General features: G+C 71.7%; 22 protein-coding genes and 1 pseudogene. 6 read left to right on the top strand and 17 right to left on the bottom strand.

Annotated features, from left to right (window positions below; translation table 11 throughout):
• A pseudogene (locus ABD352_RS50840) lies at positions 1–584 on the top strand (hypothetical protein); the annotation flags it as partial.
• Positions 585–768: 184 nt separating this feature from the next.
• Here the strand turns inward: ABD352_RS50840 and ABD352_RS50845 are convergent.
• The 5 genes from ABD352_RS50845 to ABD352_RS50865 form a co-directional block, all read right to left on the bottom strand.
• Positions 769–1,371 (bottom strand): GTP-binding protein, encoded by a 603-nt coding sequence (locus tag ABD352_RS50845; RefSeq protein ID WP_223101135.1) that lies wholly within the window; start codon positions 1,369–1,371, stop codon positions 769–771.
• Positions 1,352–1,729: a DUF742 domain-containing protein gene (locus ABD352_RS50850; protein ID WP_344619877.1), complete on the bottom strand. Its 378-nt coding sequence runs from the start codon at positions 1,727–1,729 to the stop codon at positions 1,352–1,354. The genes ABD352_RS50845 and ABD352_RS50850 overlap by 20 nt, the downstream gene beginning before the upstream one ends.
• A 92-nt stretch (positions 1,730–1,821) precedes the next feature.
• A complete protein-coding gene (locus ABD352_RS50855) occupies positions 1,822–2,226 on the bottom strand; it encodes a roadblock/LC7 domain-containing protein (RefSeq protein ID WP_033358336.1) in 405 nt (134 codons plus the stop codon).
• On the bottom strand, positions 2,223–5,666 hold the full coding sequence (locus ABD352_RS50860) for a sensor histidine kinase (protein ID WP_344619878.1): 3,444 nt from the start codon (positions 5,664–5,666) through the stop codon (positions 2,223–2,225). Before ABD352_RS50860 ends, ABD352_RS50855 begins: the two co-directional genes overlap by 4 nt.
• Positions 5,667–6,011: 345 nt before the next feature.
• Entirely contained in the window at positions 6,012–7,079 is a 1,068-nt protein-coding gene (locus ABD352_RS50865) for an adenosine deaminase (protein WP_344619879.1), read from the bottom strand.
• A 17-nt stretch (positions 7,080–7,096) separates the two neighbouring features.
• Here ABD352_RS50865 and ABD352_RS50870 point away from each other — a divergent pair, with 17 nt between their 5' ends.
• A complete protein-coding gene (locus ABD352_RS50870) occupies positions 7,097–7,915 on the top strand; it encodes a putative RNA methyltransferase (RefSeq protein WP_344619880.1) in 819 nt (272 codons plus the stop codon).
• Positions 7,916–8,009: 94 nt separating this feature from the next.
• Here ABD352_RS50870 and ABD352_RS50875 read toward each other — a convergent pair whose 3' ends face one another.
• The 8 genes from ABD352_RS50875 to ABD352_RS50910 all read right to left on the bottom strand — a co-directional run bounded on the left by ABD352_RS50875 (position 8,010) and on the right by ABD352_RS50910 (position 16,393).
• On the bottom strand, positions 8,010–8,693 hold the full coding sequence (locus ABD352_RS50875) for a DUF4272 domain-containing protein (protein WP_344619881.1): 684 nt from the start codon (positions 8,691–8,693) through the stop codon (positions 8,010–8,012).
• Positions 8,694–8,730: 37 nt separating this feature from the next.
• Positions 8,731–10,008 (bottom strand): thymidine phosphorylase, encoded by a 1,278-nt coding sequence (locus ABD352_RS50880; RefSeq protein WP_344619882.1) that lies wholly within the window; start codon positions 10,006–10,008, stop codon positions 8,731–8,733.
• Positions 10,005–10,715 carry a cytidine deaminase gene (locus ABD352_RS50885; RefSeq protein ID WP_344619883.1) on the bottom strand — a complete coding sequence of 237 codons (711 nt, stop codon included), beginning with the start codon at positions 10,713–10,715 and terminating at the stop codon, positions 10,005–10,007. The genes ABD352_RS50880 and ABD352_RS50885 overlap by 4 nt, the downstream gene beginning before the upstream one ends.
• Before the next feature lie 37 nt (positions 10,716–10,752).
• On the bottom strand, positions 10,753–12,015 hold the full coding sequence (locus tag ABD352_RS50890) for an ABC transporter permease (protein WP_344619884.1): 1,263 nt from the start codon (positions 12,013–12,015) through the stop codon (positions 10,753–10,755).
• Positions 12,012–13,205, bottom strand: coding sequence for an ABC transporter permease (locus ABD352_RS50895; RefSeq protein ID WP_344619885.1), 1,194 nt, complete (start codon positions 13,203–13,205; stop codon positions 12,012–12,014). Before ABD352_RS50895 ends, ABD352_RS50890 begins: the two co-directional genes overlap by 4 nt.
• Positions 13,202–14,725: an ABC transporter ATP-binding protein gene (locus tag ABD352_RS50900; RefSeq protein ID WP_344619886.1), complete on the bottom strand. Its 1,524-nt coding sequence runs from the start codon at positions 14,723–14,725 to the stop codon at positions 13,202–13,204. Before ABD352_RS50900 ends, ABD352_RS50895 begins: the two co-directional genes overlap by 4 nt.
• Positions 14,726–14,796: 71 nt before the next feature.
• Positions 14,797–15,855: a BMP family lipoprotein gene (locus tag ABD352_RS50905; RefSeq protein WP_344619887.1), complete on the bottom strand. Its 1,059-nt coding sequence runs from the start codon at positions 15,853–15,855 to the stop codon at positions 14,797–14,799.
• A gap of 190 nt (positions 15,856–16,045) precedes the next feature.
• On the bottom strand, positions 16,046–16,393 hold the full coding sequence (locus tag ABD352_RS50910) for a hypothetical protein (protein ID WP_344619896.1): 348 nt from the start codon (positions 16,391–16,393) through the stop codon (positions 16,046–16,048).
• 57 nt (positions 16,394–16,450) lie between these two features.
• On the opposite strand from ABD352_RS50910, the gene ABD352_RS50915 reads away from it, so the two are divergent.
• Positions 16,451–17,374: a MerR family transcriptional regulator gene (locus ABD352_RS50915; RefSeq protein WP_344619888.1), complete on the top strand. Its 924-nt coding sequence runs from the start codon at positions 16,451–16,453 to the stop codon at positions 17,372–17,374.
• Between the two features lie 484 nt (positions 17,375–17,858).
• On the opposite strand, the gene ABD352_RS50920 is transcribed toward ABD352_RS50915, so the two are convergent.
• Genes ABD352_RS50920 through trpS form a run of 4 tightly spaced genes read right to left on the bottom strand, consistent with a single transcriptional unit; the run spans position 17,859 to position 20,862 of the window.
• Positions 17,859–18,272 carry a hypothetical protein gene (locus ABD352_RS50920; protein WP_344619889.1) on the bottom strand — a complete coding sequence of 138 codons (414 nt, stop codon included), beginning with the start codon at positions 18,270–18,272 and terminating at the stop codon, positions 17,859–17,861.
• Positions 18,273–18,280: 8 nt separating this feature from the next.
• A complete protein-coding gene (locus ABD352_RS50925; RefSeq protein WP_344619890.1) occupies positions 18,281–19,303 on the bottom strand; it encodes a YihY/virulence factor BrkB family protein in 1,023 nt (340 codons plus the stop codon).
• A gap of 3 nt (positions 19,304–19,306) precedes the next feature.
• Complete coding sequence (locus ABD352_RS50930; RefSeq protein WP_344619891.1) at positions 19,307–19,834, bottom strand: 2'-5' RNA ligase family protein; 528 nt, start codon at positions 19,832–19,834, stop codon at positions 19,307–19,309.
• A 2-nt stretch (positions 19,835–19,836) separates the two neighbouring features.
• Positions 19,837–20,862 carry a tryptophan--tRNA ligase gene (trpS, locus tag ABD352_RS50935; protein WP_344619892.1) on the bottom strand — a complete coding sequence of 342 codons (1,026 nt, stop codon included), beginning with the start codon at positions 20,860–20,862 and terminating at the stop codon, positions 19,837–19,839.
• A gap of 104 nt (positions 20,863–20,966) precedes the next feature.
• Between trpS and ABD352_RS50940 the strand changes: the two genes are divergently transcribed.
• The 3 genes from ABD352_RS50940 to ABD352_RS50950 are packed head-to-tail and all read left to right on the top strand — an operon-like array spanning position 20,967 to position 23,345.
• Positions 20,967–21,548, top strand: a complete 582-nt coding sequence (locus tag ABD352_RS50940; RefSeq protein WP_344619893.1) for an RNA polymerase sigma factor — start codon at positions 20,967–20,969, stop codon at positions 21,546–21,548.
• On the top strand, positions 21,538–22,812 hold the full coding sequence (locus ABD352_RS50945; RefSeq protein WP_344619894.1) for a beta propeller repeat protein: 1,275 nt from the start codon (positions 21,538–21,540) through the stop codon (positions 22,810–22,812). Before ABD352_RS50940 ends, ABD352_RS50945 begins: the two co-directional genes overlap by 11 nt.
• A 47-nt stretch (positions 22,813–22,859) precedes the next feature.
• Positions 22,860–23,345, top strand: coding sequence for a sigma-70 family RNA polymerase sigma factor (locus ABD352_RS50950; protein WP_344619895.1), 486 nt, complete (start codon positions 22,860–22,862; stop codon positions 23,343–23,345).
• Positions 23,346–23,456: the final 111 nt, after the last annotated feature.

Genomic DNA, 23,456 nt, shown 5'->3' on the forward strand with positions numbered 1-23,456 from the left:
CCGACAAGGCGCGGGCCGAGTCCGCGGCCATGAAGGCGACCGCGGAGCGCGAGGCCGGCAACCTGCGCACCGCCGCCGAGCGCGAGGCCGCCGCGACGGCCAAGCCGGCCGACGAGGGCGACGGCGACCTGCTGATCTTCGCGGCCGCCCGGTCCGCGTGGTTCACCGACTGGGACGCCGATTCGACCGGCGACTCGGCCAGCGAGGCTGTCGCCCCGAAGCCCGAGGTCAGCTGGGACAACCTCAACGACTCGGCCTGGCAGGCGGCCCAGCGCGCCGCCGCGCCGGAGACCGGCGACGAGACCCGGTCCGGCCTGCCGAAGCGCGTGCCGCAGCAGAACCTGGTGCCCGGCGCCCCGGTCAACAACCCGGAGCGGCCGCTGCGGATCGTCCGCGACGCCGCCCAGATCGCCGCGCACACGACCGGCTACTTCCGCGGCTGGCGCCGCGGCCAGGAGGTCGGCGGCTTCTCGGTCGGCGGCCGCCCGGGTCGCGAGTCGGCCGGTGGCTGGGACTTCAGCCGGGACGCGGCGAGCCGGGAGTACCAGGAGCGCGAGTACGAGTACCGCTCCGCCCGCCGCTAGCTCCTCCTGAACGGCTCGAGGGCCGCTCTCCCGCACGGGAGGGCGGCCCTTCGCCTTTTCGCGAGCCGCGGTCGGATCGCCACGCTCTGTGATCATGCGCAACGCAAACGCGCACCGGGCGTGCCCTGGCGGGCTTCCCGGTGCGCGTGAGCGGCTGAGTGGGTGTTGCGGCCGTGCTCGGGTCTTACGCGGGCGCGGTGGCGCGCGTCCGGCGCATCGACAGAACGTACTCGACCAGCGAGATCAGCACGTTCTTGGTCGACTCCCGGGAGCGCGCGTCGCACGACACGACGGGCACGTCGCTGGAGACGGCGAGCGCCTCGCGCACGTCGTCGGCGTTGTGGTACTGCACGCCGTCGAAGCAGTTGATGGCCACCAGGTACGGCAGCCGCCGGTGCTCGAAGAAGTCGATGGCGGCGAAACAGTCCGCGAGCCGGCGCGTGTCGACCATGACGACCGCCCCGATGGCGCCCCGCACGAGCTCGTCCCACATGAACCAGAAGCGCGTCTGGCCCGGGGTACCGAACAGGTACAGGATCAGGTCACGGTCGATCGAGATGCGACCGAAGTCCATCGCGACCGTGGTCGTGGTCTTGCCGGGCACATTGCGGGTGTCATCCACACCGACACCGGCGGAGGTCATGATGGCCTCGGTGGTCAGCGGCGTGATCTCCGAGACCGAGCCGACCAGTGTGGTCTTGCCCACGCCGAAACCTCCGGCGATGACGATCTTCGCTGACGTGACCCGCCCTGGGCGGTGCGCCACGTCAGAGCCTCCGAAGTCCACTCAGCACCCTCTCAAGCAGTTCTGTGCCCACCGACTCGTTTTCGTCGAGCGAGGTCGGCTCGTACACCGCGACCAGTCCGTCGGCAGCCATGTCCGCCACGATGACGCGGGTGACACCCAGCGGGAGCTGCATGCGCGCCGCGATCTCGGCGAGGGACTGCAGACGCCCGTCGCAAAGCGTGGAAATGTATTGCTGCTCCTGGCCGTGAGCACCGCCCGGCCGGGTATTGGCCGCCCGGCCACGCACGGTGGTCTCGACCAGCGCCTCGATCGCAATCTCCAGCTTGGGCCGGGTGCGACCTCGGGTGACGGCGTACGGCCTTACCAACGCGCCCGTTGGCTCATCGCGTTCGGCCATGGTCGCCGTTCACCTCCTCACTCGTCGGGCCTCGTAAGCAGCCAATGAGTCTGCTACAGCTAATGGATATTGCTCTGTCACCAAGTTCAGCTTCAGCCGAGCATCGATGCGGTGGGCCGCGGCGGCGGCGTAAGAGCGTCACCGACTCGGTCGACCAGCAGCGCCATTTCGTAGCCGACCTGGCCGACGTCGCAGGCGCGGGCCGCGAGGACCGCGAACGACGAGCCGTCGGAGATCGACATGAGGAACAGAAAGCCGTTGTCCATTTCGACAACAGTCTGCAGCACGGCTCCGCCCTCGAAGCAGCGGGACGCGCCCTGGGTCAGGCTCACCAGGCCCGAGGCGATCGCGGCCAGCTGGTCACCGCGGTCGCGGGGCAGGTCGCGAGAAGCAGCCAGCAGCAGACCGTCCGCCGAGACGGCGACCGCGTGGGCGACCCCCGGCACTCGGTCCGCGAAGTTGGCGAGCAGCCAACCGAGATCCTGCGTAGATGTCATGCCTCTTGCTCCTTGCCAACCTGCGAGTTTTGAGGCCCGGCCGAAGTCGGCTCCGGGGTTTTCGAGTCGTCGGACCGCGTGCGGCCGCGCTGAACGCCTCGGTGATACGCCGACAACAGACCGCGCACGGACTCCGGCGTCCGCTTGTGCGCTGCGGCGGGGTTCTTCTCAACCCCGCCCGGAACCAGCTGCGACATCGGGACCCGCTTGGGCAAACCAATGTCGGTAGTCGTGAATTCCTGCGCCTCGGCGATCGCCGCTGCCGCTTGCCATCCTTCGTCTGCCGCAGTGTGCCAGTTTACTGGCGAACCGCTCGACGCCCGGTCGGCCGATCCTCGCGAAGCTTCACCCGGACTACGGGTTTCAAATCGCTGCGGGGGCACGTATGGGGACGGCGCTTCGCTGTATGTCACCTCGACCGGGCGCACGCTCGGCGAGGGGCTCGGGGCGGGCTGAACAGGAGCGGGCGCCGCCGGCGCCGATTCGTCCAGGGGCGGCGTCCGCTTGGTCGTGAACCAGGCCGACTCGAGCTCCCGGAAGATCGGAAGCTCCATGGTCTCGTCCACGAACCGCTGGCGAGGGTCGTGAGAATCACTCTCGTTCGGCGCCGGGTCCCAGTCGAGCCGGACCCGCGGGATCTCCGCCGTCATGTCCACCGGCGGGTAGCCGGGCTCCGGGGCGTACAACGGCTCCGGCTTCGGCTCCGAGCGCTGCGGCTCGGGCTCGACCGGCGGCCAGGCGGTCGGCGACGGCGCGCCGGCCAGGCCGTTGGGGCCGGCGGGCGCCTCGTCGAAGGCGCCGCCGAAGCCGGGGCGCTGACGCGGGATCGAGCCGCCGGCCTCTTCGCCGTCGGTGACGTTGTCGTCGGCCGGCCAGTTCTCGTTGGCGCGGCGCTGGGGCAGCGGACCGAGGTCGCGCGATGCCGGGCGCTCGTCCGGGAACGGCTCGTCGCCGACCCCGGTGAGGTCCGACCACGCCGGGAGGCTGCGCCCGCCGGCGGCGCCGTTGCGCTCGGGTCCCCGGCCCGCGCCGAAGCCGTTGCGCTCGCCGCTCGGGTCGCGGTCGAAGCCGCCCCGATCCAGGCCACCTCGGTCGAAGCCGCCACGGTCCGGGCCGCCTCGGTCGAAGCCGTCCCGATCGAAGCCGTCCCGGTCGAAGCCACCACGGTCCTGGCCACCCCGGTCGAAGCCCTCGCTCGGCGGGAGCGTCGGCCGGGCCGGGGGCGCGGGCGGGGTCGGCCGCGGCGGGGCGCCGTTGGCGAAGCCGTTGACCGTCGGGCGCTCGCCGGTGCTGGCCGGTCCGCCGCCGAAGAGGCCGCTGCTGGTGAGGGTGCCGAAGCGCGGGCCGGCGCCCGGGCCCTGGCCGGCGCCGCCGCCAAGGCCACCGCCGAGACCGCCACCGAGGCCGGTCGGGCCGCTCTCCAGCGCCAGCGGCGAGGCGAGCGGGGAGCGCGGCGCGGGGGCCGACGGGATCGGCCGGGCCTGCACCACGTCGTTGGGGCCGACGGCGGGCATGCCGGCGCTCGGCATGCCGGCGTTCGCCCGCCCGGACAGCGCCCGCGGGACCAGCACCCCGGCCGGGAGCGTCACGTCGGCGACGGTGCCGCGCTCGCGCGCCGCCCGCAGCTCGACCTTGACGCCGTGCCGGGCCGCCAGCCGGGCGACCACGACCAGGCCCATCATCCGGGAGACGGCCACGTCGACCATCGGCGGGTTGGCGAGCCGGTCGTTGAGCTCGGCCAGCTGCTCGGGCGAGACGCCGATGCCGTGGTCCTCGACCAGCAGCACCGAGCGGTCGCCGACGCGGCGGGCCTCCACGATGACGGCCGAGTCCGGCGGCGAGAACGCCGTCGCGTTGTCCAGCAGCTCGGCGACCAGGTGGACCATGTCGTTGACCGCGTGCGCCGCGATCTCGATGTCCCGGTCGATCATGCCGAACTCGATGCGCGTGTAGTGCTCGACCTCGGACTGCGCGGCGCGCAGCACGTCCATGAGCGGGGCCGGCTCGCGCTGGATGCGCGTGGAGTCGGCGCCCGCGAGGACCAGGAGGTTCTCGTCGTTACGGCGCATCCGGGTGGCCAGGTGGTCGAGCTGGAACAGCTCGGCCAGCCGGTCCGGGTCCTCCTCGCCGCGCTCCAGCCGGTCCAGGTGACCGATGAGCCGGTCGACCAGGATCTGGGAGCGGCGGGCGAGGTTGACGAACATCGTCGCGACGCTGGCCCGGAGGGCGGCCTGCTCGGCCGCGGTGCGCACGGCCTCCAGGTGAACCGCGTTGAATGCCTCGGCCACCTGCCCGAACTCGTCGCGGCTGCGGATGGGCAGCGGCTCGGCGATCTGGAGGGCGACCTGGTGCGGCGACATCTGGGTGGCGAGCGCCGGGTCACGCAGTCGCTGCACCGCCTGGGGCAGGCCGAACTGCGCGACCGTGAGCGCGCCGTGGCGCAGCTCGCGCAGCGAGCGGGCCATCGACCGGGCCACGATCCAGGCGAAGAGGATGGCCAGCAGCAGCATGCCGAGCAGGGCGCCGGCGGTGACGAGCACCTGGCGCTGCAGGTCGTTGCGGTGCGCGGTGGCGGCCTCGATGTTGTGCTCGTCGAACTCGATCTCGATGCCGCGCAGCAGGTTCGCCCGGTTGACCATGGCGTTGTCCCACTCCGACGCCTTGAAGATGTCGGTCGGGAGATCCTCGGTGGTCAGCGGGGTCAGCTGGCCCTCGAACTTCTGCGCCTCGCGCAGGTCGGAGCCGGAGATCTTCTTGTCGTACAGGTCGCGGTGCCAGGGCTGCGAGTTGACCCGGAACTGTTCCTCGGCCTGCTCGCGGCCGGTGATCGCGGCCTCGAACTCCTTGCGCAGCTGCGGCGTGAAGGCCCCGGAGGTGAGCACCCGGAGCACGACGACCCGCTCCAGCGAGACCTGCTCCTTCATCTCCGAGATCGCGGCCGCGGCGCGCATGTCGGCGCCCAGCGACGGGTTGTTCGACAGCCCGGCCGCGGAGTCGCGGATGCCGAGCAGGTCGTCGATCAGCGAGCGGTAGCGGGCCACCACGGTGCTGGCCAGGATGTCCTTGCCGCCGTCGCTGATCTGCTTGCGCATGCCCAGCAGGTCGCCGAGCTCGGTGTCGATCAGCGCGAGCTGCTTGCGGTAGTCCTCCGGCGGGTCGGCCAGGCCGGACCGGGTGAGGCGGTAGTCCTTGGCCGCGTCGTCGGTCTTCTGGACCTGCCGCTCGAAGACGGTCTTGGCCTCGACGTTGGCCGGGGTGCCGATCACGCCGAGCAGCAGCGCCGCGTTGGCGCGCTCGCTCTGCAACTCGTGCACCAGCGCAGACGCCTGGCTCGACAGGTTGGACAGGGTCCGCGCCCGGTCGGCGTCGTTGGCCTCGCCGATGTTCCCGACGAGACCGTTCGTGCCGACCACGATCGTCGCGATGATCGGCACGATCATGATCAGGCCGAGTTTCGACCAGATCGGCAGGTCTCGGAGCCGGCCGATCGGGAAACGCAGACGCGTGGAGGCAGGCTCCCGCGTCGATGGCCGTTTGCTCACTTCACCGCCCTCCGAACCGGCGCCTTGTGGTACAGCAGGCACCCGCGACCGGCCGACCCTACTGGGCCGGACCTCCGAGATTCCACCATGTCCCGTGCCAAGAAGAAAGCCCAGGTCTGCCGACGTGCATTATGTACATGGACGAAAGATTTGTCCGAATAGCTGGGATATAGGGCGATCATCCGCCTACGCTGGGCGATTTACCCGATACACCCAGATGATCGCGGGCGACAAATCCGGACATCAGGACAACTTGGCGTAGGCCGGTTTGATGACATCGTTGATCAACTCGAGCCGTTCATCGAACGGGATGAACGAACTCTTCATTGCGTTGACGGTGAACCACTGCAGCTCCGCCCAGCCGTACCCGAACGCCTCCACGAGCAGCGCCATCTCACGGGTCATGCTGGTGCCGCTCATCAGGCGGTTGTCGGTATTGACGGTAACCCGGAAGCGCAGGTCACGCAGCAACCCGATCGGGTGCTCCCGGATCGATGCGGCGGCGCCGGTCTGGACATTGGAGGACGGGCAGAGCTCGAGCGGTATCCGCTTGTCCCGCACATACGCGGCGAGCCGTCCGAGCACATTGTCCGGCCCGATGTCGTCGACGATGCGCACACCGTGCCCGAGCCGGTCGGCGCCGCACCACTGCAGCGCCTGCCAGATCGAGGGCAGACCGAACGCCTCGCCGGCGTGAATGGTGAAATGTGAGTTCTCGCGCTTGAGGTACTCGAAGGCATCCAAATGGCGGGTGGGCGGATATCCGGCCTCCGCGCCGGCGATATCGAAGCCGACGACGCCCGCATCACGGTAGCGGATCGAGAGCTCCGCGATCTCCATCGAGCGGGCCGCGTGGCGCATCGCGGTGAGCAGCGTGCCGACCCGGATCTGGTGCCCCTGCGCGGCGGCCTCGGCCGACCCGACCCGGAAGCCGTCCAGCACCGCCTCCACCACCTGGGGCAGCTCCAGCCCGCGCTCCAGGTGCTGCTCGGGGGCGAAGCGGACCTCGGCGTACACCACACCGTCCGCCGCCAGGTCGAGCGCGCACTCCCGGGCGACCCGGTGCAGCGCGTCCGCCGTCTGCATGACGGCCACGGTGTGGGCGAAGGTGGTGAGGTACCGCTCCAGGGAACCCGAGTCGGCGGCGGCCACGAACCACTCCCCCAGCCCCGCGGGCGTGGCGGCCGGCAGCTCGTGGCCGATGCCGGCGGCAAGGTCGAGAATGGTCGCGGGCCGAAGCCCCCCGTCCAGGTGATCGTGGAGCAGGACCTTGGGCGCTCGACGGATCTCGTCATAGCTCGGTGCACTCATGCACCGACACTAGTGCTGTGCACCCCGACGTCATCACACATCTGCGCTGTCCGGTCTGCCACGGGTCGCTTTCGTCCGCCGAACGGGCGCTGCGGTGCGCGCAAGGGCACTCGTTCGATATCGCGCGCCAGGGGTACGTCGACCTCACCGCCGGCCGCCCGGCCCACACGGGCGACACCCCGGAGATGGTGGCCGCCCGGGAGGCGCTGCTCGCCGCCGGGCACTTCGCGCCCCTGTCGGCGGCGATCGCCGCCCTGCCGGCCGCCCCGGGCCCGGTGGTGGAGGTCGGCGCGGGCACGGCGCACTATCTGTCCCGGTTCATCGAGCCCGGCGGCAGCGTCGGGATCGCGGTCGACACCTCGAAGGCGGCCCTGCGCCGCGCGGCCCGGGCGCACGAGCGGATCGGGGCGGTCCGGGCCGACATCTGGCAGGGCCTGCCCGTCGCCGACGGCGCCGCCGCGGCGATCCTGGACGTGTTCGCGCCCCGGGCGGGTGCGGAGTTCGCCCGGGTCCTGCGCCCGGACGGCGTCCTGATCGTGGCCACCCCGGCCGAGGGTCACCTCGCGGAGCTGGTCGACGCCCTCGGGCTCATCCGCGTCGACCCGGACAAGCGGGAGCGGCTGCGCAAGAGCCTCGACCCGTGGTTCGCCCAGGCTGACGAGCAGCGCGTGCGGTCGCCGCTGACGCTGTCCCGCGCGGACGCGCTCGCCCTGGTCGGCATGGGCCCGAGCGCGTGGCACACCGACCGGGCGGCCATCGCCGCCCGCCTGGACGCGATGGCCGAGCCGATCTCCGCGACGCTGGACGTCGACCTGACGACCTGGCGGCCGCGCTGAATCCGCGAGAAACCGGCATGCCGGCTATACGCCCTGGCGGGTCATAAATCCGACAAGTCGCGGCGCAGAGTGCCCGACTTGCCGGAAAAGCCCGTCAGGTCGACAGGTCGACATGTTCCCAGCCGGGCGGGGTGCCGTGGTACGGCCCGGCGAAGATGACCGCCCACTCCAGGGCCCACCGCCGCTGGCCGACCGAGTTGGAGTCCGCCTGCCCCGGCAGCGGCAGCCGGCTGCGCTCCGCCTCCTGAATCGACCAGTCCAGGCAGTAGTACAGGTCCAGCTGCTGCGCCGCCGCGACCGCCGACTGGGGAGCGGCCAGCGTGCGGCTGCGCCAGGCGTCGAAGCTCTCCCCCTGCGCCAGGTTGGGCAGCCGCTCCAGCAGGGCCTCGGCCGCGCAGCGCAGCAGCGGGTCGAGGTCCAAGGCGATGCCGAGCAGCCACGCCAGCGCGAACAGGGCTTCCACGTGCAGCGCGAAGGAGTGCTCGTCGCCGGCCCCGTCGGCCACGAACTGCCACTCCGGCGCGGTCAGGCGATCGACCAGCCGGGCCTCGGCCAGCCACTGCACGCCCAGCTCCGGCGGCATGCCCATCGCGCGGGCCAGCACCACGTTGAGGCAGGCGGCCCGCGCCTCGATCTCACCGCCGGGGCGCAGCTCGACCTGGTCGCCCGGCTCCCAGACCAGCGGGAAGTCGGGCGGGGGCATGGGCAGCCGCAGGCGGTGCAGCTCCTCGAGGCTCGCCTCCCGCACGCGCTGCGGATTCGGCGCCGTGACGCTCACCCGCGCACAATAACCGGCCCTCAGCGGTATCCGTACATCAGGAGATCCGATCGAGGATCAGGGGCCGCTTGGCCGGTGGCGTCCCGGCGACGGTCACGGCACCGCGGGCCACCTCGAGCGCGGCCGGCAGCTTCGCCGCGTCCTCGGCCCGCAGCTCCATGAGCACGTCGCCGGCCTTGACCGCCTCGCCCGGCTTGCGGTGCAGCATGATGCCGGCCGAGGCGCTGACCGGGTCCTCCTTGCGGGCGCGGCCCGCGCCGAGGCGCCAGGCGGCCACCCCGACGGCATAGGCGTCCATGGTGGCCACGAAGCCGTCGGTGGCGGCGGTGATGGTCTCGACCTCGTTGGCCACCGGCAGCGGCGCGTCCGGGTCGCCGCCCTGGGCCCGCACGAGCGCCCGCCAGGAGTCCATGGCCCGGCCGGAGGCGATCGCGTCCTGGGGGTCGTTGTCGCCCAGGCCGACGGCGTCGAGCATCTCCCGGGCCAGGGCCAGGGTCAGCGCGACGATGTCCTGCGGGCCGCCGCCGGCGAGCACCTCCAGGGACTCCTCGACCTCGATCGAGTGCCCGACGGCCCGGCCGAGCGGGATCTCCATGTCGGTGAGCAGGGCGACCGTGGTCACGCCGTGCGCCTTGCCCAGCTCGACCATGGTGCGGGCCAGCTCGCGGGCGTCGGCGACCTCGCGCATGAAGGCGCCGGAGCCGAACTTGACGTCGAGCACGAGCGCGGAGGTGCCCTCGGCGATCTTCTTGCTCATGATCGAGCTGGCGATGAGCGGGATCGCCTCGACCGTGCCGGTGACGTCGCGCAAGGCGTAGAGCTTGCGGTCGGCGGGGGCCAGGCCCTCGCCGGCCGCGCAGATGGCGGCGCCGACGGTGCGCAGCTGCTCGGTGAACTCCTCGTTGGACAGCTTCGTGCCGAAGCCGCGGACGGCCTCCAGCTTGTCCAGCGTGCCGCCGGTGTGGCCCAGCCCGCGGCCGGACAGCTGCGGCACCGCGGCACCGCAGGCGGCCACCAGGGGCGTCAGCGGCAGCGTGATCTTGTCGCCGACGCCGCCCGTGGAGTGCTTGTCGACGGTGGGGCGGCCGACCTTGGACAGGTCCAGCCGCTCGCCGGAGGCGATCATCGCGGCCGTCCAGCGGGCGATCTCCCGCGGCGTCATGCCGTTGAGCAGGATCGCCATCGCCAGGGCCGACATCTGCTCGTCGGCCACCTCCCCGCGGGTGTACGCGGCGACGACCCAGTCGATCTGCTCGTCGCTGAGCACCTGCCGGTCCCGCTTGGCCCGGATGACGTCCACCGCCGCGAAGCTCATCGGCTGCTCCAGTCTCGTTCGATGCCGGCCGGCCGAGGGGTGTCCCCGGCCCAGCTGGTGTTGCCCTGTCCGTCCACGACCACGACCCGCGGGGTGCGGATGCGGCCCCACTCGACCGCCTCGGCGTCCGAGGCGAAGGTGGGACCCTCCTCCAAGATGCCCGCCGGCTCGTCGTCCGCGGCGCCGGAAGAGCGTTCCCAGTACGACGTCCAGACCTGCCGCCCCTCGGCGATGTCCGGGTGGACGAAGACGGTGCCGCTGCCCACCTTGAGCGCGAGCGCGGCCGGCACGGCGGGCCGCCGGTCCCGCTCGGCGGCGATCCGGTCGAGATCGGCGTCGTCGAAGGCGTGCGGCAGCAGCGCCGTCATCGGCAGCGGCCCCTCGCGGTGGTCGATGAGCAGGCCCGCCCCGCCGTGCTCCCACAGCAGCTGCCGGCAGCGGCCGCACGGCATGAGCGGCCGGCCGCCGGCGTCGACGCAGGCCAGCGCGACGAGCCGGCCGCCGCCCGTCACCTGCAGGCTGGAGACCAGGCCGCACTCGGCGCACAGCCCGATGCCGTAGGAGGCGTTCTCCACGTTGCAGCCGACCACGATCCGGCCGTCGTCGACCAGTGCGGCCGCGCCGACCGGGAACTTCGAGTAGGGGGCGTAGGCCCGCTCCATGGCGGTGATGGCCGCGCTGCGCAGCGCGGCCCAGTCGATGTTCACCGTCCCAGTCTGCCTTTCCCTGGCCACCCGCCGCTGGTCACCCGCCACGGCGATAGGGCTTGCCGTCGGCGGCGGGCGGCCTCAGCCGCTGTGCCGCCAGGGCGAGCACCACAAGCACCGTGATGTACGGCGCGGCCTGCACCAGCGCCGTGGGGATCTTGTCGACGGCGAAGAAGATGACGTACGACAGGACGCCCAGCACCACCGAGGCGATCGCCACCACCTTGTTGCGGCGCCGGAACTCCCACACCGCCAGCGCCAGCAGCAGCGCGCCGACCAGGATCAGCAGCGCGTGCACGGACTCCGAGCCGCGGCGCAGCTGCAGGGCGTCGGTGTAGCCGAACAGCGAGGCGCCCAGCGCCAGGCCGCCCGGCCGCCAGTTGCCGAAGATCATCGCGGCCAGACCGATGTAGCCGCGGCCGCCGGTCTGGCCTTCCCGGTAGATCACCGAGCTCACCGTGGACAGGTACAGGCCGCCGAGGCCGGCCATCGCGCCGGAGATGACGACGCCGTAGTACTTGTACCGGTACACGTTGATCCCGAGGCTCTCGGCGGCCCGCGGGTCCTCGCCGACCGAGCGCACGCGCAGGCCGAACGAGGTGCGCCACAGCACGAACCAGGTCAGCGGGATCAGCAGTACCGCGAGGATCGTCACCACCGACACGTCGGTCAGCAGGCCTCGCAGTACACCCGCGACGTCCGAGATCAGGAACCAGTGGTGCTTCTCCAGGCCCTCGAGACTGCCGATGCCCGGCACCGAGTACCGCTTCAGCGGCTCGACCGTCGGCGACTGGGTCGGGCCGGCACCCGGCGTGCCGTTCCAGGCCAGGAAGGAGAGGTACCGCGCGATGCCCGGGGCCAGGATCGTCATCGCCACGCCGGAGATGATGTGGTCGACGCCGAAGGTCACCGTGGCCACGGCGTGGATGAGCCCGCCGATCGCGCCGCCGAGGATACCCAGCGCGAGGCCGGCCCACGGGCCGTACTGCAGGCTCCCCCACGCCCCGAACCAGGTGCCCAGGACCATCTGCCCCTCGAGGCCGATGTTGACCACGCCGGCCCGCTCCGCCCATAACCCGCCGAGGCCGGCCAGGCCGAGCGGGATGGCGGCCTGCAGCGCGGCCTGGATGGCGCCCTGGGAGGTGACGTCGTCGGCGCCGGTGAGCAGGTGGACCAGCGACAGGCCGATCAGCACGCCGGCGATGATCAGCAGGATCCGCGCGGTGCCGAGCCGGCGCCGCTTGGGGGGCGCCGCCGGGGTGCCCGACGCGGCGGTCGAGAGCATGGCGTCGGTGCTCACTTGGACTCCTCACTGGCCGAGCCGGCCGCCGACTCGGTGGCGGCGGCCAGCGGGGCCGAGCCCGCTGGGGCCGCGGTGACCGCGCCGACGCGTTTCTGCTGGGCCCGGCGGCCGATGCGGGCGGCCAGCTCGTAGGCGATGACCACGGACAGCACAGCGACGCCCTGCATGATCAGGACGATCTCCTTGGGGATGCCGTCGAGGTCCAGGATCAGCTGCGAGCGGGCCAGGAAGCCCCACAGCACCGCGCCGAGGGCCATGCCGACCGGGTGGTTGCGCCCGAGCAGGGCGACCGCGATGCCGGTGAAGCCGATGCCGCCGAAGCCCTCGGTGTAGGTGTGGCTCTCGCCGAGCATCCGGGGCAGGTTGACCAGGCCGGCGATGCCGCCGGAGATCAGCATCGCGGTGATGATCATGCGCTTGGCGTTGACCCCGCTGGCCGTGGCCGCGAAGGGGTTGTAGCCGGTGGCCCGCAGGTCGAAGCCGAAGCGGGTGCGGTTGATCGTGAACCAGTACGCGATGCCCAGGACCACCGAGATGACCAGGAAGCCGAGCACCTTCTGGTCGGTGCCGGCGATGATCGGCAGGCCGGGCATCCAGGAGTTCTCCGGCAGGATGCCGGTGGTCTTGATCTGCGCGCCCGGCTCCTGCACGCCCCACTGGTCGTTGAGCAGCCAGGTCACGACCAGCGCGCCGATCAGGTTGAGCATCAGGGTCGAGATGACCTCGCTGACCCCGCGCTGGGTCTTGAGCAGCGCCGCGATCGAGGCCCAGGCCGCGCCGACCAGCATGGCCACCACGATGATCAGCACGATCCGCAGCGAGCCGGGCATCCAGTGCATGAACGAGGCGCTGGCGAGGGCGCCACCCATGAAGGCGGCGATCTTCGACTGGCCCTCGACGCCGATGTTGAACAGGCCCATCTTGAAGCCGATGGCGACCGCGACGGCGGCGATGTAGTACTCGCTCGCCTTGTTGAGGATCTCCACCTGCGAGTCCGGCGTGACGCCGAAGTCGTACATGTCCTTGAACGCAAGGATCGGGTCCTTGTCGCTGATCAGCAGCGCGATGGCGGAGATCGCGGCGGCGATGACCAGGGCGGCCACCGGCGCGACCAGCTGCGGAATCAGCTTGGCCGGGTCGATGCGCCGCCAGGGCGACCGCGGTGCGGCGGCCGTCGGGGCACTCATTCCGAGGCCTCCTGCTCGGTCGAGGCGCCGGTCATGGCGACGCCCAGCTGTTCGGGGGTGACGGTGGCAGGGTCGGCCTCGGCCACCAGCCGCCCACCGTAGATCACCTTGAGCGAGTCGGACAGGCCGATCAGCTCGTCGAGGTCGGCCGAGATCAGCAGGACGCCCATGCCGGCGATGCGCGCGCTGCGGATGTGGTCCCAGATGGCGGCCTGGGCGCCGACGTCGACGCCCCGGGTGGGGTGGGCGGCGATGAGAACCTTGGGTTCGTGGCTCATCTCCCGGCCGACGATGAGCTTCTGCTGGTTGCCGCCGGACAGCGCCACGGCGGCCACGTCGATGCCGGGGGTGCGCACGTCGTACTGCTCGACGATGCGCTGGGTGTCGCGCCGGGCGCCGCCGACGTCGATGAGGACGCCGCGGGCGTTGGGCCGCTCGGTCTGGTGGCCGAGGATCCGGTTCTCCCACAGCGGGGCGTCCAGTAGCAGGCCCTGGCGATGCCGGTCCTCCGGCACGTAGCCGACGCCGGCCTCGCGGCGGCGCCGGGTCGACCACTCGGAGACGTCCTCGCCGTCGAGGCGGATGGTGCCGGTGGACGGGCGCATGCCGAGGATCGCCTCGGCGAGCTCGGCCTGGCCGTTGCCCTCCACGCCGGCGATGCCGACGACCTCGCCCTTGTGGATCGTGAAGGTCGCGTTGTCGACGACCGGGCGGCCCCCCGCGCCGAGCACGGTGAGCCCCTCGACGACCAGGGCCGGCACGTCGGTGACGGTCGACTCGCGGGCCTCCGGGCTGGGCAGCTCGCTGCCGACCATGAGGGTGGCCAGGTCGCGGGCGGTCACGTCGGCCGGCCTGACCGAGGCGACCGTGGTGCCCCGGCGGATGACCGTGATGTCGTCGGCCACCGCGCGCACCTCGTCGAGCTTGTGCGAGATGAACAGCACGGTGAGGCCCTCGCGGATGAGCTCGCGCAGGTTGCCGAAGAGCTCGTCGACCTCCTGCGGCACGAGCACCGCGGTCGGCTCGTCGAGGATGAGGATCCGGGCGCCGCGGTAGAGCACCTTCAGGATCTCGACCCGCTGGCGGTCGCCGACGCCGAGGTTCTCGACCAGCTCGTCCGGGCGGACCCCGAGGCCGTACCGCTGGGAAATCTCCCGGATCTTGGCCTTGGCCCCGGCGCCGATCCCGTGCAGCTTCTCCGCCCCCAGCACCACGTTCTCGGTGACGGTGAAGTTGTCGGCGAGCATGAAGTGCTGGTGCACCATGCCGATGCCGGCGTCGATCGCGCCCTGCGGCGAGGAGAACCGCACCGGCCGCCCGTCGATGACGATCTCGCCCTCGTCCGGCGGCTGCATGCCGTACAGGATCTTCATCAGGGTTGACTTGCCAGCGCCGTTCTCACCGACGATCGCGTGGATCGTCCCCTTGCGGATGGTGAGGTTTACGTCGGAGTTGGCCACGACGCCCGGGAACCGCTTGGTGATCCCCTTGAGCTCGACGGCGGGTGGTTCCGCGGTCATCCAGGCTCCTCATAACAGATGATGGCGGGGGACCGGATTGCGATCCCCCGCCGAAGCACCCGGTGCTACTACTACTTGGTAGGTACGGTGACCTTACCCGACACGATGTCGGCCTTGGCCGCGTCGAGCTTGTCCTTGATGTCGTCGACCTGGCCACCCGACGTGGCGTAGCCCACGCCGTCGACCTTGAGGTCGAAGACGGTCGTGCCGCCCTTGAAGTTGCCGGCCGCGTAGTCCTTGACGAAGTTGAACACCGCGTTGTCGACCCGCTTGAGCATGGAGGTCATGATGACCGGCTTCAGCGAGGCGTCGGTGACGGTGTTGTACTGGTCCGAGTCGACGCCGATGGCCAGGCCGCTCTTGTCCTTCGCGGCCTCGAAGACGCCGGTGCCGGAGCCGCCGGCGGCCGCGTAGACGATGTCCGCGCCCTGGTCGTACATGCCGCTGGCGGCCGTCTTGCCACCCGCCGGGTCGTTGAAGCCCTTGCAGGACTCGGCCGGGGTCGACAGGTAGTTGGTCAGCACCTTGATGTCGGCCTTGGTGGCCTTGGCGCCGGCCGTGAAGCCCGCCTCGAACTTCTTGATCAGGTCGACCTGGCAGCCGCCGATGAAGCCGACGGTGCCCTTCTTCGTCTTGAGGGCGGCGGCCACGCCGACCAGGTAGGAGCCCTGCTCCTCGGCGAAGGTCAGGTCGGCGATGTTGTCGGCCTGGGTGCTGCCGTCAACGACCGCGAACTTGGTGTTCGGGCAGTCCTTCGCGGCACGCGCGAGCGGGCCGTTCTTGGCGTCGGCGCCGTCGTAGACGAAGCCGACCGCGATGACCGGGTTGTAGCCGGTGGTGCAGAGCAGCTTCAGCCGCGAGTACTTGTCGTTCTCGCTCTCGCCGGCGACCGCGGCCAGGTCCTTGACCTCCAGGTTGAGGTCGCTCTTGACCCGGTCCAGGCCCGCGGCGGCGGAGTCGTTGAAGGACTTGTCGCCCCGCCCGCCGATGTCGAAGGCGAGGCCGACCTTGACGGTCTTCTTCGAGGCAGGCGCGCTGCTGTCGCTGCCCGTGCTGCTCTTGCTGTCACCGCACGCCGCGGTGCTGCCCAACGCGACAAACGCCACCGCGGCGGCCGCGAGAACCTTCATCCCACGCACTCGGCGCAAGACGGTCTCCCTTCCAAATGCACCGCCCCAACGCGGTGAACCCACCGCGGGAGCGTACGCCCTCGGTGGAGCAGTTCCCGCCTTCGCTGCCGGGTTGGGAGGAGTGCGTTATAGGGCCGTGACGTGGCGCCGGTCCCTCCCGCCTCGTGAGATCGATCTTGTAACACCCCGGTTACCTCCAAAACACGGCAACCCCGGCGTTAACGAGCGTTAACCCACCCAAAGCCAGGAAATGCCCACGGTTGACCTCGTCCCGCTTGCGGGAGAAGAAGGCCATCACGAAGATCATGAGGGCGATCACAAGCTTCACCGCCAGCTTGGCCGTCGGCGGCTCGTGGTCGCCGCCGCCGCGCAGGGGCGCGGCCAGGCCGAGGCCGGTCACCACCTGGACGATCGCGCCCCACAGCATGGCCGGGTTGATCCGCAGCCGGCCGGTGAGGAACTGCGCGATCGAACCGCCGAGCAGCATCGCGAAGCCGATCAGGTGCAGGAACAAAAGGATGAGCCGCAAAGGTTCCATCCGCGCAAGGTAGCGGTCCATTGACTCTCCAGCCGCTGGAGGGTCGAGGATCCAGGAATGAGCGGCATGAACATCGGCGAGCTGTCACGTCTCACCGGGCTGCCGGTCAAGACGATCCGGTACTACTCCGACGTCGGCCTGGTCCCGGAGGCCGAGCGCTCGGCGGCTGGCTACCGCCGCTACGACCACGCCGCCATCGTCCGGCTGGAGTTCGTACGGACCCTGCGCGAGCTGGGCATCGACCTGGCGACCATCCGCCGGGTGCTCGACCGCGGGGCCGACCTGCGCGGGGTGGCGGCCGCCCACGCCGAGGCGCTCGGCGCCCAGATCCGGGTGCTGCGCCTGCGCCGGGCGGCACTGCGCGCGTTGGCCGGCCGCGACGCCGGCCCCGAGGACCTCGAACGCCTGTCGAAGATCGCCCAGGCCGGCGCGGACGAGCGCAGGCGGATCGTGGACGAGTTCTTCGACAGCATCTTCAGCGACGTCACCGCCGGCCCGGAGGCCGAGCGCTTCACCGCCGGGATGCGCAGCGTCTCGGCCGACCTGCCCGACGAGCCGACCGACGAGCAGGTCGACGCCTGGATCGAGCTGGCCGAGATGCTGCGCCGGCCGGACTTTCGCGACAGGCTGCGCGAGATGGGCCGGCGCAGCTTCGCCCCGGGCGCCAAGCGGGTCGTGCCCACCGACATGACCGAGATCAAGTGGTTCGTCGACCTGATCGCCGCCGCCCAGGACGAGGGCCACCCTGCCCCGGCCACCGCGGTCGACGAGGTGATGGCCCGCTGGGCCGAGGCCGCGGGCCGCCCCGACTCCCCGGAACTGCGGGCCGAGGTGATCGAGGCCCTAGAGCTCTCGATCGAGCCGCGGGCCGAGCGCTACTGGCAGCTCATGGCCACGATCAACGGCTGGCCGCCCATCCCGTCCACCATGCACAGATGGGCCTGGTTCCTTTCGGCCCTGAAGGCGGCCCAAGCTCGGTAGCGCAAGGCAGCGCGATGGCGGCGGACCCGCGCCGCCGCGCTGCTCATGCTGGGCCTGCCCAGCGCCCCCTTCCCGGGGAGGGCGAGACACCGACTTCGGGCCGGGCGAGCGCTCGTGGCTGCCCATCGCGGCGGACTGGACGGTCCGGACCGTCGCCGCTCAGCGCGAGGTCCCCGGCTCGACGCTGAATCTGCACTGCGCCGCCCTGCGCCTACGGAGGCCCACGGCCGAGACGGAGGGGTACCTGGTCGCGGCCAACCTCGGCGGCTCGGTCGGCACGTACCGGGGCGTTTTGGGCGAAATGTCGGGCGCTGGCGCGCCACGACATTTCGGATTTATAACCTGACAGGGTATAAGTCCGATAAGTCGTGGCGCGGAGCGCCCGACTTATCGCTTAAGGGGCTTACGCCCTTTCGTCGACATGAACCGGGCGAAAGCGCCCGGTGGAGTCGCCGCAAGAGCGCGGCGACTCCCCGACGTCCCTTTAGTTGGTCAGCTTGGCGGCGATCCGGGCGAAGCCGGCGCGGATCTCGTCGACCGACGGCGGCTCGTGCGTGTGGTCGTCGTCATGGTCGTGGTCGTGGTCCTCGAAGTCGGCCAGTTCCGCATCCAGGGCCGCGGTCTCCAGGTCCTCGTTCTCGGCCGCCATCCGCGAGGCGGCGATGTCGCCCTGGATCTGGTCGACGGTCACGTGCGGCTGCAGCGGCTCGACGACCGCCATCAGCTCCTCGTCGGCCACCACGGCCTCGGCGAGGGCGAGGGCGTGTGCGCGCTCATAGGGGCCGCACACGACCGGCTCCCACTCCTCCTCGTCGTTCAACGGGCCGACGGTGATGATCCACGGCAGGGTCAGCGCCGGCGCGTCGGCCGGCAGGTCCAAAGTCACGAGTGTGCCCACGGCGCCCATCATGACGGGTCCGGGCGCTCGGCACCCGTTGAACCGCCGGACGGCAGCACTCGCGCGGCAACCTCGGCCGCGTGCTCGGTCTGCGCGGCGGCCTGCTCGACCAGCTCGGCGGCGCGGCGGGCGGCCTGCACGTCGGCCCGTGGCGCGCCGCCGGCCAGGTCGACCACCCGGCCGAACGGGCTGGTGGCGGACAGCGCGGCGGCGAAGAGCAGCAGCTGGTGCAGCAGGTACATGTAGAGCAGCAGGCCGATGGTGCCCGCCACCAACTGGTACGCCGGATTGTGCTCGGTCCGGGTGATGTACCACTTCCCGACCGTCTTGAGCAGGCCGAGCCCGACCGCGAAGAGCAGCGCCGAGGGCCACAGGCGGCGCAGGGACATCCGCAGCCGGGGCACCCCGACCAGCAGCGCGGCGCCGAGGAACACGTCGACCACGCCCGAGAGGAGGGTCGAGAAGGCGCGCAGGGCGACGCGCACCGGGTCCTGCCCGGCGTCGCCGGCCAGCCAGTAGAGCAGCTCCTGCACGCCGGCGAAGATGCCGATCGAGATCAGCAGCAGCAGGCCGAGGCCGACCAGCACGGCGAGGTCGACCAGCCAGCGCACCACCGCGTTGCCCGGGTGCTCCTGCAGCTGCCACAGCGCCCGCTGCGACGAGCGCAGGTTCTCCACCCAGCCGACGCCGGCCACGACCAGGCCGACCATGGCCAGGATGCCGATCTGCTGGCTACCCGCGAAGATCTCGTCGGAGTGCAGCTGCGGCAGGTTGGCCTGCAGGTAGACCTGGACCCGCTCGACCACGAGCTTGTTGCCGCCGAGCACCCGGCCGAGGACGAAGAACAGCACGACCACCATGGCGAACACGGCGAAGAAGCCGTAATAGGCCGCCGCGGCGGCCAGGCGGCCGGCATCGACGTCGAAGTACCGCTGGCCGGCTCGCCAGATGTGGTCGAACACCCGCGACCGGGCCCGGCCCGCGGCAACCACGCGATCGAACCCGGCCTCCAGCCGGTCGAGGGTGCTCACCGGTCAATCGTCCGCCGAGAGCCGGTACTCCGCATAGGGTCGCCACCGTCCGTCACCATCGTGTTCGAAGAGCGTGAACCCGCCGACGGGGAAGGTGGCCTCGTAGCCGGCGAGTTCGGCGAAGGCGGCATCGAGCTGCGCCTCCGGCACGTCGTGGGCGACCGTGACGTGCGGGTGGTACGGGAACCGCCCCAGCGTCCGGATCACATCGGCCGCGAGCACCGCCTCGTGCAGCTGCTCGCACCCGCTGATCCCGGCCGCGACGGCGACGAACACCACCTGGGTGACCGGGCGGAACGTGCCCGTCCCGCGCAGGTGCACGGCGAAGGGCCGGTGCGCCCGGGCCACCTCGCACAGGTGACGGTGGATCTCCGGCAGGTCCGCGGCGGCGATCTCGGTCGGCGCGAGCAGGGTGACGTGGGCCGGCACGGACTCCGCGACCGCATCCCCGGCGGCCAGCCGGGCGGCGGTCAGCTCGCCGCCCCACGGCTCCGGGATGTCGATACGGACGCCGATGGTGGTCCTTTCCACCGTTACTGCGCGGCAGCGCCGGGGGCGAGGAAGCCGATGCGGTCGTACACGGACGCGAGCGTGGGCGCCGCCACCGAGCGGGCCTTCTCCGCGCCGATCGCGAGCAGCTTGTCGAGCTGGCTCGGGTCGTCGAGATAGGCGCGGGTGCGCTCCTGGATCGGCTTGACGAACTCGACCACGACCTCGGCGAGCTCCTTCTTCAGGTCGCCGTAGCCCTTTCCGTCGTACGACTCGACCAGCTCCTCGATCGTCCGGCCGGTCAGCGCGGCGTAGATCGTGAGCAGGTTGGACACGCCGGGCTTGTTCACCGGGTCGAAGAGGATCTCGCGGCCGGTGTCGGTGACCGCCGACTTGATCTTCTTGGCGATCCGCGACGGCTCCTCCAGCAGCTCGACCAGCCCATTGGCGGTCGAGGCCGACTTGGACATCTTGGCCGTCGGCTCCTGGAGATCGGTGATCTTCGCCGTGTCCTTGATGATGTACGGCGCGGGTACGGTGAACGTCGGCCCGAACGTCGTGTTGAAGCGCTGGGCCAGGTCGCGGGTCAGCTCGAGGTGCTGGCGCTGGTCCTCGCCGACCGGCACGGCGTCGGCCTGGTACAGCAGGATGTCCGCCGCCTGCAGGATCGGGTAGGTGAACAGCCCGACGCTGGTGCGGTCGGCGCCCTGCTTGGCCGACTTGTCCTTGAACTGCGTCATCCGGCTGGCCTCGCCGAAGCCGGTCAGGCAGTTCATCACCCAGGCCAGCTGCGAGTGCTCCGGCACGTGGCTCTGCACGAAGAGCGTGCAGCGCTCCGGGTCGAGCCCCACGGCGAGCAGCTGGGCGGCGCTCACCCGGGTGCGCTTACGCAGCAGCGCCGGGTCGTGGCCCATCGTGATCGCGTGCAGGTCGACCACGCAGTAGAAGGTGTCATGCGTCTCCTGCATAGGCACCCAGTTGCGCAGGGCGCCTAGGTAGTTGCCCAGGTGGAACGAGTCGGCGGTGGGCTGGATGCCGGAGAGCACCCGAGGCCTGGCGGGAGACGACATGACGCCATTCTGTCAGGCGCAACCGAGGACGCCACACAGGCGTCTGTCTGGGTAGCGTGAGCTAACCCGCCAGCGCTACAGGGTGAGTCCAGGGAGGTGGGCACGTGGGCGACGAGCTGGAGGCTCGCGAGGCCGTGCGCGACGCGTACCAGGCCCACTACCGCCGCCTCGTGGCCGCCCTCTACGCGCTCACCGGCGACCACGCGGAGGCCCAGGACCTCGTCCAGGAGGCGTACGCGCGGGCCCTCGCCCGGCCCCGGCAGTTCCTCGACGTCGCCGACCCCGAGGCGTGGCTGCGCACCGTGGCCATGAACCTGGCCCGGACGCGCTGGCGCCGGCGCCGCCTGTTCGACACACTGGTGCGCAGCGGCCGGGTCGCCCGACCGGTCGAGAGCGTGCCGGGGGTCGACCCCAACCGGGTCGCCCTGGTCGCCGCCTTGCAACAGCTGTCGCAGGCCACGCGGGAGACGATCGTGCTGCACCACCTGGCCGACATGTCCGTGCACGAGGTCGCCGAGGCGCTCGGCGTCCCGGTCGGCACGGTCAAGGCCCGGCTGTCCCGCGGCCGCGCCATGCTCGCCACCCTGCTCAGCGACGCCGACGCGGGCGACGACGTCCAGCGCCGCCGCCCCTACCTGCCTCCTGCGCCGGCGGAGCGCCCGCAGGAGGTGCGAGATGCGCCCTGAGCTGGACTTCCGCACGCTGCGGTCGCAGATCGAGGCGGCCACCTGGGTGCCCGACTTCACCACGCTCTACCGGCGCGCCGGCCGGGTCCGGCTGCGCGACCGGATGGCCGTGCTCGGCGCGCTGATGGGCACGCTCGGCGTCCTCGCGCCGGTCGCCCTGGCCGGGGCGTTCGGCCGGCCCGCGCCCGCGGTGCTGGGCCCCAACCCTGACCTGCCCGACGCCTCGACGCCGTCGGTCGCGCCGAGCGCCTTCGGCAAGTTCCCGTCCACGGTCACCGTGCTCGCCGCCGCAGGCGACCTGCCCAACCTGGTCGCCGCGGTCGACGTCTGCGTCGAGGTGCCGCAGGCCCGGCGGTGCAGCCTGCAGGTCACCACGCTGGGCGACGACGCCACCCAGCGCACGCCCTTCGTCGTCGACGCGCTGCGCGGCAGCCCGCTGGACAAGCTCTCCGGCGTCCAGATCATCCGGATCACGACCGACACCTACATGCTCAGCGGCGAGGTCGGCGGGGCGTCGCGCTCCTGCGTGCGGTTCCACATCTCCGGCGACACCCGCGCGCAGGCCACCGCCCAGCCCGGCCAGGTCGTGGTCGGGCCGAGCGAGCACCTGCCGCTCGGGACGCAGGACCGGGCGGTGCAGCTGGTGCAGTACGGCGACCTGTTCGGCGTGCGCGAGAAGGACGGCGCGCTGAGCTTGGCCGGCCAGCCGCCGTTGGCCCGGCGCACGGTGGTCGCCGGGCAGCCGGCCGCGGCCGGGTGGTGGGTGGCCGGCGCCGACCTGCACACCGGCGCTCCGGCGGTGAGCGTGAGCAAGGACCAGGGCCAGCACTGGATCACCCAGAGCCTGGACACCCCGGCCGGCATCGACGTGCCGACGGTGGTGACCAAGGACGGGCAGAACGCGTGGGCCTTCGTGCGGTACCGGACCTCGATGCGCCTCTTCCGCACCTCTGACGGCGGCGCGAACTGGCGCGAGGTCCGCGACGCCATCGCGCTCCCGGCGACGCTGAAGACGCTGGACAACCGCCCCGTCGGGGCGCTGATCCGCCCCGACCGCTCGCTGCTGCTGTGGATTCAGGCGGACGCCACGACGTACTTCCTGGAGAGCAACGACGGCGAGCACTTCGGCACCGGCGCCGGGCCGGGCGGTGCCATCGCCCCCGTCGACAACGGCTACGCGTCCCTGGGCACCCCCGCCCGGGTATCGACGGACGCCCACGCATGGCAGGAGGCCGCCCTGTCCGCCACCGTGCTGCCGAATTAGCTCCCGAACCGGGGAACCGGACGGCCGGCTCGGGGATCGTTGAGGGCGTGGGCGACGTCGCGGAGGTGTACCACGCCTGCTACCGCAGGCTGGTCGTGCAGCTCTTCGCGTTCACCACCGACCTCGCCGAGGCCCAGGACGTCGTGCAGGAGGCGTTCGCGCGGGCCCTCGCGCGCCCGCGCGGGTTCGCCGGCATCGACAACCCCGAGGCCTGGCTGCGCACGGTCGCCGTCAACGTCGTGCGCCGGCGATGGCGCCGCCGCCGGGTCCTCGACCTGATCCTCCTGCGCGAGCACCCACTGGGCGATCCACCCGCCCCCGACACCGACCTGCGAACCGACCTGACCAGGGCGCTCGACGTCCTGCCGCGCACCTTCCGGGAGGTCATCGTGCTGCACTACTACGCCGACCTCAGCGTCGACGAGATCGCCGCCGCGCTGGGCGTCCCCGCCGGCACCGTGAAGTCGCGGCTGGCCCGGGGGCGGGCGGCGCTGGCCGCGCGGCTCGACGGCTACGAGGTGGCCCGTGCCTGACCAGATGGAGACCCGCCTGCGGGCCGAGCGCGACCGTCTCGACGGCATCGAGCAGCCGCCGCTGGCGGTCATCGCCGCCCGGGCCGCCGCCCTGGGCCGCCGCCGGCGCGC

The sequence above is a fragment of the Dactylosporangium salmoneum genome, assembly GCF_039532525.1.
In the GTDB taxonomy this organism is placed as follows: Bacteria; Actinomycetota; Actinomycetes; order Mycobacteriales; family Micromonosporaceae; genus Dactylosporangium; species Dactylosporangium salmoneum.

Bases quoted from the DNA above. Each gene is read 5' to 3' on its own strand.
- ABD352_RS50850 (WP_344619877.1), bottom strand. From the start codon at position 1,729: ATGGCCGAACGCGATGAGCCAACGGGCGCGTTGGTAAGGCCGTACGCC.
- ABD352_RS50855 (WP_033358336.1), bottom strand. From the start codon at position 2,226: ATGACATCTACGCAGGATCTCGGTTGGCTGCTCGCCAACTTCGCGGAC.
- ABD352_RS50860 (WP_344619878.1), bottom strand. From the start codon at position 5,666: ATGATCGTGCCGATCATCGCGACGATCGTGGTCGGCACGAACGGTCTC.
- ABD352_RS50865 (WP_344619879.1), bottom strand. From the start codon at position 7,079: ATGAGTGCACCGAGCTATGACGAGATCCGTCGAGCGCCCAAGGTCCTG.
- ABD352_RS50880 (WP_344619882.1), bottom strand. From the start codon at position 10,008: ATGAGCTTCGCGGCGGTGGACGTCATCCGGGCCAAGCGGGACCGGCAG.
- ABD352_RS50895 (WP_344619885.1), bottom strand. From the start codon at position 13,205: ATGAGTGCCCCGACGGCCGCCGCACCGCGGTCGCCCTGGCGGCGCATC.
- ABD352_RS50900 (WP_344619886.1), bottom strand. From the start codon at position 14,725: ATGACCGCGGAACCACCCGCCGTCGAGCTCAAGGGGATCACCAAGCGG.
- ABD352_RS50905 (WP_344619887.1), bottom strand. From the start codon at position 15,855: ATGAAGGTTCTCGCGGCCGCCGCGGTGGCGTTTGTCGCGTTGGGCAGC.
- ABD352_RS50910 (WP_344619896.1), bottom strand. From the start codon at position 16,393: ATGGAACCTTTGCGGCTCATCCTTTTGTTCCTGCACCTGATCGGCTTC.
- ABD352_RS50915 (WP_344619888.1), top strand. From the start codon at position 16,451: ATGAGCGGCATGAACATCGGCGAGCTGTCACGTCTCACCGGGCTGCCG.
- trpS (WP_344619892.1), bottom strand. From the start codon at position 20,862: ATGTCGTCTCCCGCCAGGCCTCGGGTGCTCTCCGGCATCCAGCCCACC.
- ABD352_RS50945 (WP_344619894.1), top strand. From the start codon at position 21,538: ATGCGCCCTGAGCTGGACTTCCGCACGCTGCGGTCGCAGATCGAGGCG.